Below are 17,241 nucleotides of genomic sequence, written 5' to 3'. Positions count from 1 at the left end.
AACTTTATTTTTTATTTTTTCAGATTGTTTCCGCATTTGCGCAAACCCGCGAGCCACAGGGGATCACCACAAAAACTACCGGTATAAACATTTGTTCCGAAAAATGAAATGTACTTTTCAGTAAATATAAAAATACCGTTTCATTTTACAAAATAGATGCAGCAATATTCGCTTCTGGCGAATTTTAATTTATGCTTTCAGAGAATTATGTCAGCCCCAGGATGAGCAAAATGGATAATGCTGTTGATCGTCACGTATTTTATATTTCTGATGGTACGGCCATCACCGCCGAGGTATTGGGCCACGCGGTAATGTCGCAATTTCCGGTTACGATCAGCAGCATTACGCTGCCGTTTGTGGAAAATGAGAGTCGTGCGCGAGCGGTCAAAGACCAGATTGACGCGATCTATCAACAAACTGGCGTGCGCCCTTTGGTGTTTTACTCTATCGTTTTGCCGGAAATTCGCTCGATCATTTTGCAAAGCGAAGGATTTTGTCAGGATATCGTGCAGGCGTTGGTTGCCCCACTACAGCAAGAGATGAAGCTCGATCCTACGCCGATCGCCCATCGTACCCACGGCCTGAACCCCGGCAACCTTAACAAGTACGACGCGCGCATTGCCGCCATTGATTATACCCTCGCCCATGACGACGGTATTTCGTTGCGCAACCTCGATCAGGCGCAGGTGATCCTGCTTGGCGTTTCCCGTTGCGGTAAAACCCCGACCAGTTTGTATCTGGCCATGCAGTTTGGCATTCGCGCGGCCAACTACCCCTTTATTGCCGATGATATGGATAATCTGGTGCTGCCAGCGTCCCTGAAGCCGTTACAGCATAAATTGTTCGGCCTGACCATTGACCCTGAGCGCCTGGCGGCCATCCGGGAAGAGCGCCGGGAAAACAGCCGTTACGCCTCGATGCGCCAGTGCCGGATGGAGGTTGCTGAGGTGGAAGCGCTATACCGGAAAAACCAGATTCCATGGCTGAACAGTACCAATTATTCGGTAGAAGAGATTGCTACCAAGATCCTCGACATCATGGGGCTGAATCGCCGCATGTACTAGAATGCTAGTGCATTGGTTCGATTTTTTGTTATTATGCTCGCCACCAGGCAGGATGAGTATGATATTGTGATATACATCACTTCCCGGTAGTCCTGCCGTTGAAGCAACAAATTTCTGAGACAAGTAATGAACAGAACCGATGAACTCCGTACTGCGCGTATTGACAACCTGGTCACTCCAGCAGAGCTTGCGCAACGGCATCCTGTTTCGTCCTCCGTCGCCCGTCATGTTACGGACTCCCGACGCCGGATAGAAAAAATATTAAATGGTGAAGACGCTCGTTTACTGGTGATCGTAGGTCCCTGCTCGATTCACGATCTTGATGCTGCCATGGAATACGCGACGCGTTTACAGGCGCTGCGCGAAAAACATCAGGCGCGTCTGGAAATCGTGATGCGCACTTATTTTGAAAAACCGCGCACCGTAGTGGGCTGGAAAGGCTTAATTTCCGACCCGGATTTAAACGGCAGCTACCGCGTGAATCACGGCATTGAACTGGCGCGCAAACTGCTGTTGCAGGTCAATGAACTGGGCGTACCCACGGCAACAGAATTCCTCGACATGGTGACCGGTCAGTTTATTGCCGATTTAATCAGTTGGGGAGCCATTGGCGCACGCACCACCGAAAGCCAGATCCACCGTGAAATGGCCTCTGCGCTTTCCTGCCCGGTCGGCTTTAAAAACGGTACGGATGGCAATACGCGTATTGCCGTCGATGCGATTCGCGCCTCCCGTGCCAGCCATATGTTCCTCTCTCCGGATAAAACCGGCCAGATGACCATTTATCAGACCAGCGGCAATCCTTACGGGCATATCATCATGCGCGGCGGTAAAAAGCCGAATTATTATGCTGAAGATATTGCCGCCGCCTGCGATACCCTGCACGAATTTTCCTTGCCTGAACATCTGGTGGTCGATTTTAGCCATGGCAATTGCCAGAAGCAGCATCGTCGTCAGTTGGACGTTTGTGATGATGTGTGCCAGCAAATTCGCAATGGTTCGACGGCGATTGCCGGGATTATGGCGGAGAGTTTCCTGCGTGAAGGTACGCAAAAAATCGTTAGCGGCCAGCCGCTGGTTTACGGCCAGTCCATTACCGACCCGTGCCTGAACTGGGAAGATACTGAACTACTGGTTGAAAAACTCGCCTCTGCGATTGATAGCCGTTTTTAATGCTGTTCGCCGGGTAACATCACGTTGCCCGGTGCTAATCCTTTGTTTTCCCCCTCCTTATTGTACAAAATCTATTCTCGTCACAATTATTTCACAAAAAGGCTTGCCGCAATTTTGCAGTTTGATGATAATGATTATCATTGTTAAATTGATTGTTATTTTTAAACACTATTCACGTATGGATAACACAACAACGCCCGCAAAAGAAAAAACACCGCCTGCCGTCGCGCCAAATGAGCGCCGAATTGACAGTAAAAGTCTGCTGGGCAAAGAGGGGCGCGTGATCATAGAACACGATGGTCAGCTCTATCTGCTGCGCCAGACACAAGCCGGAAAACTCATTCTGACCAAATAAACACCACTTTTCGCCAGCCACCCAGGTAATACCCAGGCAGCCAGCGCTTTTCGATTTCCTAATGGAGAGTTGCTATGCCACACCTGCACACTGCATCCCTGCGCCCTTCGCTCTTGGCGCTGGCGATTATCAGTAACCTGCCCGCCGTCGCGTATGCGGCGGTAGAAGATATGACCGTCACCGCTACCGGCAATGCCCGTAGTGCTTTTGAAGCGCCGATGATGGTCAGCGTGATTGATGCCACCGCGCCGGAAAACCAGACCGCCAGCTCAGCAGCCGACCTGTTGCGTACGGTTCCGGGCCTGACCCTTGACGGCACCGGTCGCACTAACGGCCAGGACGTGAATCTGCGCGGCTACGATCGACGTGGCGTTCTGGTGCTGGTTGATGGCGTTCGTCAGGGAACCGACACCGGACACCTGAACAGTACCTTCCTCGATCCGGCGCTGATCAAACGCATCGAGGTCGTCCGTGGCCCTTCTGCACTGCTGTACGGTAGCGGCGCGTTAGGTGGTGTGATCGCCTATGACACTGCGGATGCCAAAGATCTGCTGGAAGCCGGACAAAACAGCGGTTATCGCGTGTTCGGTACCGCGGCAACCGGCGATCACAGCCTCGGTATGGGCGCCAGCGCGTTTGGTCGCACCGATACGCTGGACGGACTGCTTGCCTGGTCCAGTCGCGATCGCGGTGATTTGCGCCAGAGCGACGGCACTACGGCACCAAACGACGAAGCGATTAACAATATGCTGGCGAAAGGCAGCTGGAAAATTGACAGCGCCCAGACGCTGGCCGGCTCGCTGCGTTACTACAACAATGACGCCCGGGAACCTAAAAACCCGCAAACCAGCGCGGCGGATGCCACCAGCAACCCGATGACCGATCGCTCAACCATCCAGCGCGACGCGCAACTGACCTACTCGATTGCTCCAGCCGACAATGACTGGTTGAACGCGGATGCCCGCGTCTACTGGTCCGAAGCACGCATTAATGCGCAAAACACGGATAACACCGGCGAGTTTCGCAAACAAACCACCAAAGGCGGCAAAATCGACAACCGCAGCCGTCTGTTTACCGACTCTTTTGCATCTCACCTGCTGACCTACGGCGGGGAATACTATCGTCAGGAACAACAGCCAGGCGGCGCAACCACCGGTTTCCCGGAGGCAAAAATCGATTTCAGCTCCGGTTGGCTACAAGATGAAATCACCCTGCGCGACCTGCCAGTTACGCTGCTGGGCGGTACCCGTTATGACTCTTATCGCGGCAGCAGCGACGGCTATGAAGATGTCGATGCCGATAAATGGTCGTCCCGCGCCGGGCTCACCTTTGCGCCAACCGACTGGCTGATGCTGTTCAGTTCATACGCTCAGGCCTTCCGTGCGCCGACCATGGGCGAGATGTATAACGATGCCAAACACTTCTCGATTGGCCGTTTTTACACCAACTACTGGGTGCCGAACCCTAACCTACGCCCGGAAACCAACGAAACGCAGGAATACGGATTTGGCCTGCGCTTTGACGATCTATTGATGGCGAGCGATGCGCTCGAATTTAAAGCCAGCTATTTCGACACCAAAGCGAAAGATTACATCTCCACCAGCGTCGACTTCGCCGCCGCGACAACCATGTCCTATAACGTACCCAACGCCAAAATCTGGGGCTGGGACGTGATGGCGAAATATTCCGCCGATCTGTTCAGCCTCGACATGGCCTATAACCGTACGCGCGGCAAAGATACAGACACCGGCGAATACATTTCCAGCATTAACCCGGATACCGTCACCAGCAAACTGAACGTACCGGTTGCGCACAGCGGTTTTTCCGTTGGCTGGATAGGTACATTTGCTGACCGTTCAACGCATATCAGCAGCAGCTACACGAAACAGCCCGGTTATGCGGTAAACGATTTCTACGTGAGCTATCAGGGCCAACAAGCGCTGAAAGGCATGACCACCACGCTGGTACTGGGCAACGCCTTCGACAAAGAGTACTGGTCGCCGCAGGGCATTCCGCAGGATGGTCGTAATGGCAAAATTTTCGTGAGTTATCAGTGGTAATCACTTTCCCCCGGTTCGCCGGGGCAGCAATCTGGAAGGAAGAGACAATGAATCATTACACTCGCTGGCTGGAACTGAAGAAAGAAAATCCTGGCAAATACGCACGTGATATTGCGGGATTGATGAATATTAGCGAAGCCGAACTGACCTTCGCGCGCGTCGGTCATGACGCCTGGCGCTTACGTGGCGAAGTGCGTGAAATCCTCGGCGCACTGGAAGCCGTCGGCGAAACCAAATGTATATGCCGCAACGAATATGCTGTGCATGAGCAGGTTGGTGCGTTTACCAATCAGCACCTGAACGGTCATGCCGGACTGGTACTCAATCCGCGCGCCCTCGACCTGCGCCTGTTCCTCAATCAGTGGGCAAGCGTGTTCCATATCAGCGAAACAACCGCCCACGGTGAGCGTCAGAGCATTCAGTTCTTTGACCATCAGGGGGATGCGCTGCTGAAGGTCTATGCCACACAGAATACCCTCATTGAGGAATGGGCTGCGTTGCTGACCCGTTTCATCTTCGCGGAAAACCCGCCTCTGGCGCTGCAACCCGCCACCCCTTCTACTCCAGCTACCGTCACGGTCGATGCGCAGACCGTGGATCAAGAGTGGCGAGCCATGACCGATGTACACCAGTTCTTCGGTCTGCTGAAACGCCACGATCTCACCCGCCAACAGGCGTTTAACCTGGTGGGCGACGATCTGGCCTGTAAAGTCGCAAATAGCGCATTGGCGCAGTTACTCGACACCGCGCGCCAGGATGGCAATGAAATTATGGTCTTTGTGGGTAATCGTGGCTGCGTACAGATTTTCACCGGTGTGATAGAAAAACTGGTGCCGATGAAAGGCTGGCTGAATATATTCAACCCGACATTTACCTTACACCTGCTGGAAGAGAGCGTGGCAGAAACATGGGTAACGCGCAAACCGACCGCCGATGGCCACGTCACCAGCCTGGAACTGTTTGCTGCCGACGGCACGCAAATCGCCCAGTTGTATGGTCAACGAACGGAAGGCGAACCGGAGCAGACGCAATGGCGCGCGCAAATTGACGCACTGACGCCGAAAGGGCTGGCCGCATGAAAAAACTGCTGGTCCTGATTGCGCTACTGCCCATCGTCGCGATGGCTGCGTCCAGGGAACGGGTTGTTGCTCTCGGTGGCGATGTCACCGAGATTGTATACGCACTGGGAGCACAGTCTTCCCTTGTGGCGCGAGACAGCACCAGCCAGTGGCCTGAAGCAGCAAACGCCCTACCTGATGTCGGTTATTTGCGCCAACTCAACGCCGAAGGGATCCTTGCCACCCGTCCTACGCTGGTCCTTGCCAGCGCGCAGGCGCAGCCCTCTCTGGCGCTAAAACAGCTCGAACAGAGCAACGTCAGGGTTGTGACGATCCCGGCAAGCAACGCGCTTAATGTGATTGATGAAAAAATTCGCGTCATCGCCGAAGCCACCCATAGGGAAGCCGATGGCGAAACGCTGCGCACCCGCTTCCGTCAGGAACTGGCGGCGTTGCCGTCATCTGAACTTAACAAACGCGTGCTGTTTATTCTCAATCATGGCGGGATGACCGCGATGGCGGCGGGCCAGCAAACCGCAGCCGATGCGGCTATTCGTGCCGCCGGTTTGCGCAACGCAATGCAGGGTGTTAACCGCTATCAGCCGCTGTCGCAGGAAGGTGTCATTGCCAGCCAGCCCGATCTGGTGGTGATTTCACAGGACGGCGTTGAGGCGATGGGTGGCGAAGATAACCTGTGGGCGCTGCCGGGCCTGGCGCAGACGCCTGCCGGACGAAATAAACAGGTATTGCAGGTTGACGATATGGCGCTGCTCGGCTTTGGCGTACGCACGCCGCAGGCCATTTTGCAGCTTCGCGCTAAAGCTGAGCAATTGCCCTGATGTCGCGACGTATCCGTTGTTCTTTATGGACACTCGCACTCATGTTGGTCGTGATGACAATCATGGCTACCGGTTTTGGCGCGTTGCGCCTGCCGGTAAGTTTGCTGTGGCGTGATGGTGATGAGGCACTGCGTCAAATCTGGCTCACCATTCGCCTGCCCCGCGTCCTGCTGGCGCTGGTGATTGGCGGTTCTCTGGCGCTCGCGGGCTGCGTGATGCAGGGCCTGTTCCGCAACCCGCTTGCCGATCCGGGATTACTGGGGATAAGCAGCGGTGCCGCCTGCGCCGTCGCCCTGTGGGTAGTGCTGCCGGTCTCTTTGCCCGCGCTGTTGATGCTGTACGCCCCCATGCTGGCCGCTTTTCTCGGTGCGCTGGCGGCAACGGTGGTTATTTTTATCCTTAGCCAACAGCGCGACGCTTCACTCTCACGTCTGCTGTTGGTCGGTATTGCCATCAACGCGCTGTGCGGGGCGGCGGTTGGCGTTCTGTCGTGGGTCAGTAATGACGTGCAACTGCGCCAGCTGTCGCTATGGGGGATGGGCAGTCTGGGGGCCGCGCAATGGTCCACGCTGCTGGCTGTCACTTCATTGACTGTCCCGACGGTGCTGATCATCTGGCGTCTGGCACCGGCGCTGAACCTGCTGCAGTTAGGTGAGGAAGAGGCGCATTACCTCGGCGTAGATGTGCGTACCGTTCAGCGTGTTTTGCTACTTTGTAGCGCATTGCTGGTTGCCGCAGCCGTGGCGGTAAGCGGCGTAATAGGCTTTATCGGGCTGGTTATCCCGCATCTGATGCGCATGTGGCTCGGCTCAGACCATCGGGCCGTTATCCCAGGTTCAGTGCTGGCGGGCGCATTTTTATTGCTGATAGCCGACACGCTGGCCCGTACGGCGGTTGCGCCTGCGGAAATGCCGGTCGGTTTGCTAACCAGTCTTCTCGGCGCACCGTGGTTTTTATGGCTTATTTTTCGTCAGCGAGGACCGCATGGCTGAACATTTCATCGCTGAAGGGCTTCACTATCGCGTCGCGGGCAGAGCGGTGATTGACGACGTCTCTCTTGCTCTCGAAAAAGGTGAACTGGTGGCGCTCATCGGCCCAAACGGTGCGGGGAAATCCACCCTGCTGCGCCTGCTGACCGGTTTTCTGAAACCGGCTATAGGGCGTTGCGTGCTGGCGGGTAAACCGCTGGATGAATGGCATAGCCAAACACTGTCGCGGCATCGGGCGGTGATGCGCCAGCAAACGCAACTGGGATTTGACTGGCCGGTAGAGGCCGTCATCGCGATGGGGCGTGCGCCCTGGACCTCGCGGTCGGAACCTCGACTTATCGCTCAGGTGATGGAAATGACCGGATGTACACCGCTGGCGGGCCGGCAATACGCCGCGCTTTCCGGCGGCGAGCAACAGCGAGTACAGTTAGCCCGTGCACTGGCGCAACTTTGGTGCGACGGCGCGCCTCGCGGCTGGTTATTCCTTGATGAACCGACCTCTGCGCTGGATCTTTACCACCAGCAGCATCTGTTGCGCTTGCTGAAGACGCTTACCGCTTCACAAGAGCTGCATGTGTGCATTGTGCTTCACGATCTGAATCTCGCCGCACTGTGGGCAGACAGAATAGTGTTGCTGCACAATGGCAGGCTGGTGTCGCAGGGAACGCCTGAGGCCGTGTTACAGGCCGATGACCTGAAACGCTGGTATGGCGCGCAGGTACACGTTGGCCAGCATCCGGCCAACGGATCCCCGCAGGTGTTTCTGGCCCCTTAGCTTGAACAGCTCACTTCCAGCCGTTTGCCCCAGTCAGGTGGACGGCTGACATAGTCATCATCACGATCGACAAATGGGGTACGCAACGCTTCGTGTAACCGATGCAGCTCGGCGTAATCCCCCTGCTCTGCCTGATTAATCGCCCGTTGCGCCAACCAGTTACGCAATACCATCGCCGGATTAGCCGCCTTCATCTGCGTTTGTCTGACTGCGTCGGCAATGTTGTCTTGCTGCAGGCGTGAGCGATACCGCGTGAACCAGTCGTCAAACGCTGCGCGGTCGATAAACTCATCGCGCAGCGGGGATTGCGCGCTGTGTTGCTCCGTCTGACTGAGCATGCGAAACGTTCGGGTATAGTCGCTTCTTTCCCGCGCCATCAGGTTAAACAGTTCACTAAGCAGTTCGTTATCGTTTTTTTGCTCGCTAAAGAAGCCAAGCTTTTGTCGCATCCGCTGACCGTAGCGAGTTAACAGCGCCAGTTGATAACTGTCCAGCGCATCATTAAGCGCCTCGACCGGGATAAATGGCGACAGAGTCTGCGCCAGACGTTGCAGGTTCCAAAGCGCCGCGGCCGGTTGATTATCGAAACTGTATCGCCCCTGGTTGTCTGAGTGGTTGCAGATAAAATCGGGCACGTAGTCATCAAGGAAACCGAATGGGCCGTAATCCATCGTCAGTCCCAGAATCGACATGTTGTCCGTGTTCATGACACCATGCGCAAATCCCACCGCCTGCCAGTCTGCGATTAACGTCGCAGTACGCGTGACAACATCGTTAAACCACAGCTGATACTTATCGGCTTCTTCCTGCCATTGCGGCCAATAATAGCGAATCGCAAAGTCAGCCAACTGGCGCACTTTTTCCGGCTCGCGGCGATAGTAAAAATGCTCAAAATGGCCAAAGCGCATATGGCTTTGCGCCACGCGAATGAGCATCGCCCCTGATTCTACCGTTTCGCGATACACCGGCGTGTCGCTGGTAACAATCGACAATGCCCGCGTGGTCGGTATTCCCAGGTAATGCATCGCTTCGCTGGCCAGGCTTTCGCGAATTGTCGAGCGCAGTACGGCGCGACCATCCCCCATACGGGAATAAGGCGTAAGTCCGGCGCCTTTCAGGTGCCAGTCACACGTTGAGCCGTCAGCGAGCTGTTGTTCGCCCAACAGGATCCCGCGTCCATCGCCAAGCTGGCCCGCCCAGACGCCAAATTGATGTCCGCTATAAACTTGCGCTAAAGGCGACATCCCGGGAAGCAACGATTCACCGCCCCAAACACCGGCTCCGGTTGGAATATCAAATAGTGTCTCTGGAATAGCTAATTGCTCCGCCAGCGCATCGTTATGCCAGATCAGGCGCGCGTTTTTCAGGGGAGTGGGTGAAAGTGCTGTATAGGTTGCTGGTAATTCATCACGCCAGCGGGTGGTAAAAGACAGGGTCATAGGGCCTCCTGTCTCTAGTGTAGACTGTTAAAAGCCTGTTAAACACCAGCAAATATGAGGGTTATATCTTCGCGAGCGAAATTATCTGCGCGGGGGGCACAGCGGGCCACAGCGCGCCCTGCATGGCGCTGAATCCCAGAGGCAGTACGCGCGCTAACATCTCGGGTGTATCAATACCGCTAATGATAATTGACTCACTGCTGGGAAATAGCTGTGCCAGGATAGCCCGCATAAACGGCTCAAACGAAATATGTGTAATCCTTTGTTGAACAAAGTTTTTATCGAGCACGACGCGTTTGAACAGCCCATCAAAAATTGCCCGGTTTGATATGCCGCCAGCACCATAGTTTGTCAGTACTAATGGAAATCGCGCCGCCAGTGCAGCCAGCGTTGGATTCGCTTTTCCATTATTTAACTCTGGATAGTTTTCATTAATAGCCAGTTCCAGAAATGACAATCGTTCAACTTGTGAAGCAAATTTAGCATCTGATAATAAAGTATTAGCAATTGCCGGCGTTAAATTAATCCAGGCAGAAACCTTTCGTTGAATAAAAAAATGTTGGCACGTTTCGATTAATTCAAGCTTTTCGGTAAATAAGCGACATTGCTCTTCGTCCGACATCCGAGGTAGGACCAGCTCGGTGGGTATACGCACATCCCCCTGCGCACTGGCAAAACTGGTAATGATATCTACGTATTCAAGATCGCCTTTTTCGTTTCTCGCAGGGAGAAAAGAGAACTCTGAATGGTAAAGAGTATCCATTGAAACAATCATCGTGCCAGCCCCTCTGCATAGGTGTTATCCGGCATCCTGTAGCAAAGGATGGAGAAATACGTTATTGCTGATGCAAGTAGAGGCCCTTTCATTTTTCCCTTTATAGCCAGTAAATCGAATCCCTTTTTTTTAGCTTATCCTGATTATAAGCGAATATCCAGCTTTGCACTTTTTAATATCTCGGAATAAATCATATTTTTAGCAAGATACGCTCTTAATGTTCAGGGGTATTGTCCGGCTGGCGGCAGAAATAAGAAGTTACTATCAAATGGAAATGTCGAGGCTGCTCAGCCGTAGGCAGCCTCGTGACTGATGAGGATTAAATACGTCGCGCCTGCCAAAAGTTTTTGCGCCAGTAAACGTTGTCCAGTGATGAGCGCATCACACCACGGCTGGTTGAGGCATGAATAAATTGATTATTGGTATCGTAAATTCCGACATGCAGACCGCTTTCCCCAGACCCGGTTTTAAAGAACACCAGATCGCCGGGCAGCAAATCATCTTTATCAATTTCGGTACCAATCTTTGATTGCGTGCGCGTATCACGCGGGAGTTGCAGATCGAATTTATCGCGCATTGTCATCAATACAAATCCAGAACAATCCACTCCGCTACGGCTCATGCCGCCATAACGATAGGGTGTGCCATGCCAGGTTTGTAGCTGGTCATTAAGCCCGGCGATAACGGCGATAGAATCCGACAAGCGGGCATTTGGCGCAGGAGCACGATGGCTGCTGCAGCCCGCCAAAAACAATGCTGTGATGAAAAGAAGCCAAAAGCGCATTCAGGACGAATCCTCTGAATTATATTTTTATGCCAATTTAGCGTGGAAATTATATGATTTTCAAGAACCCATTTAACTTAAGTGGTTGATATGAGCATTCTGTGGCCTTCAATATCCAAACGACGGAAGTTCACGCCATAAGCCGCAGCCAGATTGGCTGGCGTTAGTACCGTATCACGAGCACCACTGGCAAGCAGCTTCCCGCGTTTGAGGAGCCAGGCCTTGTGCGCATGACGTAAGGTATGATTAAGGTCATGGCTGCTCATTACAATCGCGATGCCCTGTAAACACAGCTGACCCAGCATCCGGTCCAGTGCATTTTGTTGCGCCACGTCCAGGCTGTTCATCGGCTCATCCAGCAGTAAAAGCTGGCCGAATGGATTCGCTTGTGGGCAAATCTGCAGGATAACCGCAGCCAGGCGCACGCGCTGCCACTCACCGCCGGAGAGCTGATTCACGCTGCGTCCCAGCTTATCCCCAAGCCCAAGCGCATCGGCGACTTCCTGTAACAGATCGGTGCGTGTTTTATCGGGTTGATGCAGCGTCAGAAAATGCCAGACCGGCATCGCAAACGGCGGGTTTTGCTGTTGCGCAAGATAAGCGCGATATTGCGCCAGCTTTGCTGCCGGCCATTCATCCAATGACACATCACAAAAGGTGATGCTGCCCTTGCCGGTCGTCAGCCCCGCCATTCGCGCCAACAGCGTGCTCTTTCCTGCGCCGTTAGGTCCCACTAAATGCAGGATCTCCCCTGCTTTTATCTCACCAGAAAGCGGGCCGAGTCGGGTCGATTCTGCTACGTCCTGTAGCTGCATCAATCGAGACATTAGTTTGCCAGCGCCGTCTTGATGGATTGCACCAGAACAGGATCCTCAGGCGTCATATCAGGTGAAAATCGTTGCAGTACCTGACCATCCCGACCCACTAAAAACTTCTCGAAATTCCACAGAATATCGTCCGGGTAGAGCGGCGCCCGACCTTTACTCGCCATACGCTCATAGAATCCACTATCCGCAGGCGCAACTGCGGTTGGCGCGGCATCAATCAGTTTCTGATACAGCGGATGGCGTCCCTCGCCGTTGACCTCAATTTTGCTGAACATCGGGAAGGTAACGCCCCAGGTGGTACTGCAGTACGTTTTTATTTCCTCTTCACTGCCCGGCTCCTGGCCCAGAAACTGGTTGCAGGGGAACCCAAGAACGGTAAAGCCCTGCTGATGCCAGGCTTTCTGCAGATTCTCCAGTTGCTCATATTGCGGCGTTAGCCCACATTTTGAAGCAACGTTGACGATTAACAGCACATTTCCGGCATACGGCTGCAGTGAGGTCACCTCGCCGTCGATGGTCGTCACGTCTGTATCGAGGATTGTGTTTTGCATAGCATCTCCAGAACAACAGGTGGATTTTAGTTTTTAATCATAGACCGAATCAACGCGTTCTAGCGCGCGGCTTTTAACAATAGCCAGATAAATACCGGTGCGCCCATGGTGGCCGTCACCACGCCAATTGGCAGCTCAGCCGAGGCCAGCACCAGACGCGCGACAACATCAGCCAACAGTAATACGATAGCGCCAGCCAACGCGCAGCCCGGCAGTAACACGCGATGATCGGTTAAGCCGCACAGCCGCAGAATATGTGGGATCACAAGCCCAATAAAGCCAATCGCTCCCGCCAGAGCCACGCTTACGCCAACCATCCAGCCCGTGGCGACCACCAGCAGGTTGCGCCAGAACCATAATGGCAATCCCAACTGACGTGCAGAAGTCTCCCCCAGCGCCAGCATATTCATCGGCTGCGACTGACAGCAGATCCACACCAGCACTGGAATCAACGCCACCATGAGCCAGGCCTGATGCCAGTCAACGCCACCAAAGCCCCCCATCATCCAGTACATTAGCTGTCGCAAATCAAAAGAAGTGGAGAAGTAGATGGCCCATGTCATCAGCGCGCTACAGATAATGCCCAGCGCCACCCCCGCCAACAGCAGACGGCTGGTAGACAAATGACGACGGGCAAAACGGAGCAGAATAAGCGTGATAATCAGCGCCCCAGCGATGGCGCATAAGCCCAACGCCCAGCCGGGGAGCTGCCCCTGCCCCAGCAGCACCGCGGCGATGAGCCCGACGCCCGCGCCATTAGACACGCCCAGTAATCCAGGCTCTGCGAGCGGGTTTTCAAAGAGAGCTTGCATCACTGCGCCAGATAAGGCCAACGCAGCACCTACCAGCAAAACGGCGAGGGTACGGGGAAATCGGATTTGCCAGACGAACAGATCGCCGCGGGCGCTGAACCAGTCGCCGGGGGCGATCCACTGTTCTCCTGCGCATAAGCTAATCACGAGCATGACCAATAGCAACAGCGATAAAGTGCCTAACCAGTATCGGTCTCGCCGACGTTGTAATTGTGCAAAAGGTTGCATGTTTATACTTTTTTTATGGGTTATCTCATTAATTTTACGATGAAAGCAAAAAACATGGAAGGAAGGTCTACCGCAAATGAGGCAATGGCCCAAAACAGCATGAACCTTAGTCTTTTGCATAATGCAATGCTGGCAGCAATACCAGGTAGTCGCTGTCATTATTAATATCGTTCCTGAGATTAAATAAATAACCACAACCGGACAGGATGTCCGGTTGCAGAAGTTTTGTGTGATTGTCTTCTCATCAATACGTAAATATATTGTGTAGTCTTCGTATCATCATAACACCCTCAGGAATTATCTTATGGATATAATTCTTTCGCTTATTGCCGGTGCAATTATTGGTTTCATATTTACATTAATAAAACTACCCATTCCAGCCCCTACTGCCTGGCCTGGTGTATTTGGTATCATCGGTGTACTTAGTGGTAATCAGATCTTTAACTATTTATTCAACAAATAAATTCATTCACCAAAAAAATTAACGTATAGACAAAATAAACTTATTACATGGACCTCTCATCACATTCATGAAAAGTGAGGATTAGATGCCCTGTCGTTACAAAAAACAGCGTCTTCGCTATATTTTAACACTACTCAAAAAACAAGGAAGTGTAAAAATATCATCTCTTGTTAAGGTACTTGATGTTACGGAAAGAACACTCCGCCGCGACATCAATGACCTTGTAAAAACAGGACATGTCCGCTCATGCTATGGAGGTGCTGTATATAATCACGACAATGCATTCCCATTATATGAGAACAACTCTCTTTATTTGCACCAAAACATCATCATTAACCAATCAAAGACCGAACGAGAAATATCAATGAACGAAAACAATGGTAAAGTTTACATTCTGGGTTCATTTAACACCGACTTAGTCTATCGGCTTCACCGTTTTCCTATTTCAGGGGAAACCACGCGCGCGCTTTTTTCCTGTTGTTTACCCGGAGGGAAAGGCAGCAACCAGGCGATAGCATCAGCACAAGCCAATGCTCGCACTTATTTTACAGTCAAATTAGGTGAAGATGAGTTTTCAACTAAAGCCCAGCATTTTTTAAATGGCGTAGGATTAGAAAAGCTAACCATCTTTACCAAAAATGATGCACCAACCGGCAGTGCCGTAGTGATGATATCCGAAGAGGCTGGCGATAATGTAATCGTTATTAATCCAGGGGCTAATCAGGAAATAACGAGTGAAGAAATTATATCCTGTTATGACGAGATAGGCACCGCCAATGTTTTTTTGACGCAGATGGAAAACAATCCTGATGCTACAGCTCAAGCTATTAAGTTCGCACATGCCGCCGGGGTGATGACAATCCTGAATCCAGCACCATGTCGCAAGGAAGTGACAGACCTTCTCCGCTGGACACACATCCTGACCCCAAACCTCACAGAAGCAGAGGCGATAATTGGCAAGGCTATTCGTACGCCAGACGATATTCGTCTGGCCGCCGAAACCATGCACCAAATGGGACCACAATATATTCTAATTACGTTAGGCAAAGATGGGTGCTGGTTATTTGATGGTTCTACTCACCAACAGTTCCCGGCATATCCCGCCGTTAATATTGATACATCCGGCGCCGGTGATGCATTTAATGGTGCACTCGCGGCACGACTTGCCTGTGGAGAAAATATTGCCAGCGCAATTCATTACGCCTGTGTATTTGCAGCACTGGCCGTAGAGCGTGAAGGTGCAGCCAATATGCCATCCCATGAACTCGTATTAAAACGATTAGCTTGTACTAAATACTGATATTTACCTACCACCAAAATAGGGATATAAAATGAAAACAATCGCCTTCGGGGCTTTATTATCGTGCGTAGCTTTTTCCTCATTAGCTGAACAACAATACGGCTGGGGAAATATACATTTTGACTATCAATCTTGGGATGCCGGTGTTAAAGACCTCGAATATGAACAAGCCTTAATTGGTATTGAGGGAGGTATTGGTTTTGATTGGGGTGAAATGTACGGTTTTTATGATTTTGAAAATATTCTAGACGACGAGGGAAATCAGGGGCAGACTGCGAATGGTGAAATCCATACCTACCTCTGGAAAACGGGTGCCAGCCTATTTACAAAAGTCTATAATTCGCAAAGCCCTAATTTTAAAGAGACGAATCAATTTATTGGGCTTGGCTATACCGACCTGAAAGGTGATGGATGGTGGTTTAAACCCTGGATTGCTCGTCAGTACATTACCGCACACAGTAATTTTGGCCCAGCTTATGATATTAATGGACTCAATGGTTTCTCAATTGGATGGAACGCTGGTTATGCTTTCAATCTTCTCAACCAGGACTTCTTACTGTCCAATTGGAATGAAATAGAACTTGACCGTAATGATGACTATACCGCTAACAATCATGGTAGCAATGGTTTAAACGGCGGTCTGAATATTACCTGGAAAATCATGCCTCATATATCCACCACATTAATGTATCGATACTTTTATAACAAACTTGGTGCGGATGGATATGGCGATATTCTCATTTATCGACTGGCCTACGACTTCTAACTTAAGGAACATTAACGATGTTAAGTATCCACTGGCCTGAATTAACTTCAGCGCAGCGTATTACCTTAATTACGCCACCTAAGTATGGCAAAGTACCTATCGTTATTGACAGCGATACCTACAATGAAATTGACGATCAGATGGCCATTGCCTGGGCATTCTTACACCCGGAGCGCCTCGATCTGCAAGCTGTTTACGCCGCTCCGTTTACCAACCACTATTTTGGTAAAGAGGGCTCGCACACATATGTTGACGATCCCGCAGTAGGCATGCAACTGAGCGTCGATGAGATCTATCGCGTATTTAACAAACTCCCCCGCCGCGAAAACATACCGCAAATATTCCAGGGTTCAACACGCTATCTGAAAGATAGCAACCAGCCGGAGATGTCAGCAGCAGTACAGGATTTGATTAACCGGGCAAGAACGGCTGAGCAAACATTACATGTACTCGCAATCGCCGCGCCGACCAATATCGCTAACGCACTGCTCCTCGCGCCGGACATCGTCACAAAGATTCATGTCATCTGGCTTGGGGGTAACAGTTATGCCTGGAAAGATAATCATGAATTCAACCTGATGCAGGACATTGCGGCGAGTCGGGTACTTTTTGATAGCGGCGTAGCGCTCACCCAAATCCCCTGCTTTGGCGTGGCTAACACTATGGCCTCATCGGTCCCAGAGATGCAGCACTATTTTGCAGAGACCAGCCGCATTGGTAGCTACTTTGCTGAAATTGCCCCGCGATGCCCCTGGATTGGTTTTGCATCCCGCAAAGTCATTTGGGATATCACTACGGTTGGCTATGTCCTGAATCCTGACTGGTTCACCTGTGAATACCGTACATCCCCTTTGATCAATGACAATCTGAGCTGGAGTTTTGATAACCGCCGTCACGTCATTCAGGTCGCAAAATTTATTGAGCGGGATGCTCTCTTTAAAGATCTTTTCCGTAGCATCATTGATGCCGATGAGGGATAAACC

Annotated in this window: 18 protein-coding genes; 12 read left to right on the top strand and 6 right to left on the bottom strand. The window is 52.0% G+C overall.

What is annotated here, in order from left to right; genetic code table 11:
- The first annotated feature begins 230 nt into the window (after positions 1 to 230).
- The 8 genes from ppsR (at position 231) to N0B36_RS05955 (ending at position 8,313) form a co-directional block, all read left to right on the top strand.
- On the top strand, positions 231 to 1,064 hold the full coding sequence (gene ppsR / locus N0B36_RS05990) for a posphoenolpyruvate synthetase regulatory kinase/phosphorylase PpsR (protein ID WP_016152884.1): 834 nt from the start codon (positions 231 to 233) through the stop codon (positions 1,062 to 1,064).
- 126 nt (positions 1,065 to 1,190) lie between these two features.
- Positions 1,191 to 2,237 carry a 3-deoxy-7-phosphoheptulonate synthase AroH gene (gene aroH / locus N0B36_RS05985; RefSeq protein ID WP_046275860.1) on the top strand — a complete coding sequence of 349 codons (1,047 nt, stop codon included), beginning with the start codon at positions 1,191 to 1,193 and terminating at the stop codon, positions 2,235 to 2,237.
- A 124-nt stretch (positions 2,238 to 2,361) separates the two neighbouring features.
- On the top strand, positions 2,362 to 2,592 hold the full coding sequence (hemP, locus tag N0B36_RS24390; protein WP_072034386.1) for a hemin uptake protein HemP: 231 nt from the start codon (positions 2,362 to 2,364) through the stop codon (positions 2,590 to 2,592).
- 74 nt (positions 2,593 to 2,666) lie between these two features.
- Positions 2,667 to 4,652 (top strand): TonB-dependent hemoglobin/transferrin/lactoferrin family receptor, encoded by a 1,986-nt coding sequence (locus N0B36_RS05975; RefSeq protein WP_259686188.1) that lies wholly within the window; start codon positions 2,667 to 2,669, stop codon positions 4,650 to 4,652.
- A 47-nt stretch (positions 4,653 to 4,699) separates the two neighbouring features.
- Positions 4,700 to 5,731 (top strand): hematinate-forming heme oxygenase ChuS, encoded by a 1,032-nt coding sequence (gene chuS / locus N0B36_RS05970; protein ID WP_259686187.1) that lies wholly within the window; start codon positions 4,700 to 4,702, stop codon positions 5,729 to 5,731.
- Complete coding sequence (locus N0B36_RS05965; RefSeq protein ID WP_259686186.1) at positions 5,728 to 6,549, top strand: hemin ABC transporter substrate-binding protein; 822 nt, start codon at positions 5,728 to 5,730, stop codon at positions 6,547 to 6,549. Before chuS ends, N0B36_RS05965 begins: the two co-directional genes overlap by 4 nt.
- Positions 6,549 to 7,541: an iron ABC transporter permease gene (locus tag N0B36_RS05960; RefSeq protein WP_259686185.1), complete on the top strand. Its 993-nt coding sequence runs from the start codon at positions 6,549 to 6,551 to the stop codon at positions 7,539 to 7,541. The genes N0B36_RS05965 and N0B36_RS05960 overlap by 1 nt, the downstream gene beginning before the upstream one ends.
- Positions 7,534 to 8,313, top strand: coding sequence for a heme ABC transporter ATP-binding protein (locus tag N0B36_RS05955; protein ID WP_200051735.1), 780 nt, complete (start codon positions 7,534 to 7,536; stop codon positions 8,311 to 8,313). Before N0B36_RS05960 ends, N0B36_RS05955 begins: the two co-directional genes overlap by 8 nt.
- Here N0B36_RS05955 and selO read toward each other — a convergent pair.
- The 6 genes from selO to btuC form a co-directional block, all read right to left on the bottom strand.
- The gene (gene selO, locus N0B36_RS05950) at positions 8,310 to 9,752 is read right to left on the bottom strand and encodes a protein adenylyltransferase SelO (RefSeq protein ID WP_047500304.1); all 1,443 of its coding nucleotides are present in this window, start codon (positions 9,750 to 9,752) and stop codon (positions 8,310 to 8,312) included. The two genes, N0B36_RS05955 and selO, sit on opposite strands and share 4 nt — an antisense overlap.
- Positions 9,753 to 9,813: 61 nt before the next feature.
- Positions 9,814 to 10,527: an EAL domain-containing protein gene (locus tag N0B36_RS05945; RefSeq protein ID WP_019076659.1), complete on the bottom strand. Its 714-nt coding sequence runs from the start codon at positions 10,525 to 10,527 to the stop codon at positions 9,814 to 9,816.
- A 319-nt stretch (positions 10,528 to 10,846) separates the two neighbouring features.
- Positions 10,847 to 11,311, bottom strand: coding sequence for an NlpC/P60 family protein (locus tag N0B36_RS05940; RefSeq protein WP_003832591.1), 465 nt, complete (start codon positions 11,309 to 11,311; stop codon positions 10,847 to 10,849).
- A gap of 77 nt (positions 11,312 to 11,388) precedes the next feature.
- Positions 11,389 to 12,138, bottom strand: coding sequence for a vitamin B12 ABC transporter ATP-binding protein BtuD (gene btuD, locus N0B36_RS05935; RefSeq protein WP_259686184.1), 750 nt, complete (start codon positions 12,136 to 12,138; stop codon positions 11,389 to 11,391).
- On the bottom strand, positions 12,138 to 12,689 hold the full coding sequence (locus N0B36_RS05930; protein WP_016156341.1) for a glutathione peroxidase: 552 nt from the start codon (positions 12,687 to 12,689) through the stop codon (positions 12,138 to 12,140). Before N0B36_RS05930 ends, btuD begins: the two co-directional genes overlap by 1 nt.
- Positions 12,690 to 12,748: 59 nt before the next feature.
- Entirely contained in the window at positions 12,749 to 13,729 is a 981-nt protein-coding gene (gene btuC, locus N0B36_RS05925) for a vitamin B12 ABC transporter permease BtuC (protein ID WP_032931198.1), read from the bottom strand.
- Between the two features lie 304 nt (positions 13,730 to 14,033).
- Here btuC and N0B36_RS05920 point away from each other — a divergent pair, with 304 nt between their 5' ends.
- From N0B36_RS05920 to N0B36_RS05905, 4 genes are all read left to right on the top strand, one after another.
- Positions 14,034 to 14,192, top strand: a complete 159-nt coding sequence (locus tag N0B36_RS05920) for a DUF1427 family protein (RefSeq protein ID WP_047500294.1) — start codon at positions 14,034 to 14,036, stop codon at positions 14,190 to 14,192.
- A gap of 85 nt (positions 14,193 to 14,277) precedes the next feature.
- Positions 14,278 to 15,492, top strand: coding sequence for a PfkB family carbohydrate kinase (locus N0B36_RS05915; protein WP_259686183.1), 1,215 nt, complete (start codon positions 14,278 to 14,280; stop codon positions 15,490 to 15,492).
- Between the two features lie 31 nt (positions 15,493 to 15,523).
- Positions 15,524 to 16,258, top strand: coding sequence for an outer membrane protein OmpK (locus tag N0B36_RS05910; RefSeq protein WP_047500289.1), 735 nt, complete (start codon positions 15,524 to 15,526; stop codon positions 16,256 to 16,258).
- A 17-nt stretch (positions 16,259 to 16,275) separates the two neighbouring features.
- Positions 16,276 to 17,238, top strand: coding sequence for a nucleoside hydrolase (locus N0B36_RS05905; RefSeq protein WP_016156339.1), 963 nt, complete (start codon positions 16,276 to 16,278; stop codon positions 17,236 to 17,238).
- Positions 17,239 to 17,241 lie beyond the last annotated feature (3 nt).

The sequence above is a fragment of the Citrobacter sp. XY323 genome (genome assembly GCF_025106035.1).
Taxonomy (GTDB): Bacteria; Pseudomonadota; Gammaproteobacteria; order Enterobacterales; family Enterobacteriaceae; genus Citrobacter; species Citrobacter braakii.
Note: the sequence above shows the minus strand (reverse complement) of the source record. Positions and strands in the feature narration are given on the sequence as shown.

What these genes read in the sequence shown, in the direction of transcription:
- aroH (WP_046275860.1), top strand. Translation starts at nt 1,191, where the DNA reads ATGAACAGAACCGATGAACTCCGTACTGCGCGTATTGACAACCTGGTC.
- N0B36_RS05905 (WP_016156339.1), top strand. Translation starts at nt 16,276, where the DNA reads ATGTTAAGTATCCACTGGCCTGAATTAACTTCAGCGCAGCGTATTACC.
- selO (WP_047500304.1), bottom strand. Translation starts at nt 9,752, where the DNA reads ATGACCCTGTCTTTTACCACCCGCTGGCGTGATGAATTACCAGCAACC.
- N0B36_RS05940 (WP_003832591.1), bottom strand. Translation starts at nt 11,311, where the DNA reads ATGCGCTTTTGGCTTCTTTTCATCACAGCATTGTTTTTGGCGGGCTGC.
- N0B36_RS05945 (WP_019076659.1), bottom strand. Translation starts at nt 10,527, where the DNA reads ATGATTGTTTCAATGGATACTCTTTACCATTCAGAGTTCTCTTTTCTC.
- N0B36_RS05910 (WP_047500289.1), top strand. Translation starts at nt 15,524, where the DNA reads ATGAAAACAATCGCCTTCGGGGCTTTATTATCGTGCGTAGCTTTTTCC.
- hemP (WP_072034386.1), top strand. Translation starts at nt 2,362, where the DNA reads ATGATAATGATTATCATTGTTAAATTGATTGTTATTTTTAAACACTAT.
- N0B36_RS05930 (WP_016156341.1), bottom strand. Translation starts at nt 12,689, where the DNA reads ATGCAAAACACAATCCTCGATACAGACGTGACGACCATCGACGGCGAG.
- btuD (WP_259686184.1), bottom strand. Translation starts at nt 12,138, where the DNA reads ATGTCTCGATTGATGCAGCTACAGGACGTAGCAGAATCGACCCGACTC.
- N0B36_RS05920 (WP_047500294.1), top strand. Translation starts at nt 14,034, where the DNA reads ATGGATATAATTCTTTCGCTTATTGCCGGTGCAATTATTGGTTTCATA.
- btuC (WP_032931198.1), bottom strand. Translation starts at nt 13,729, where the DNA reads ATGCAACCTTTTGCACAATTACAACGTCGGCGAGACCGATACTGGTTA.
- N0B36_RS05965 (WP_259686186.1), top strand. Translation starts at nt 5,728, where the DNA reads ATGAAAAAACTGCTGGTCCTGATTGCGCTACTGCCCATCGTCGCGATG.
- N0B36_RS05955 (WP_200051735.1), top strand. Translation starts at nt 7,534, where the DNA reads ATGGCTGAACATTTCATCGCTGAAGGGCTTCACTATCGCGTCGCGGGC.
- N0B36_RS05975 (WP_259686188.1), top strand. Translation starts at nt 2,667, where the DNA reads ATGCCACACCTGCACACTGCATCCCTGCGCCCTTCGCTCTTGGCGCTG.
- chuS (WP_259686187.1), top strand. Translation starts at nt 4,700, where the DNA reads ATGAATCATTACACTCGCTGGCTGGAACTGAAGAAAGAAAATCCTGGC.
- N0B36_RS05960 (WP_259686185.1), top strand. Translation starts at nt 6,549, where the DNA reads ATGTCGCGACGTATCCGTTGTTCTTTATGGACACTCGCACTCATGTTG.
- N0B36_RS05915 (WP_259686183.1), top strand. Translation starts at nt 14,278, where the DNA reads ATGCCCTGTCGTTACAAAAAACAGCGTCTTCGCTATATTTTAACACTA.
- ppsR (WP_016152884.1), top strand. Translation starts at nt 231, where the DNA reads ATGGATAATGCTGTTGATCGTCACGTATTTTATATTTCTGATGGTACG.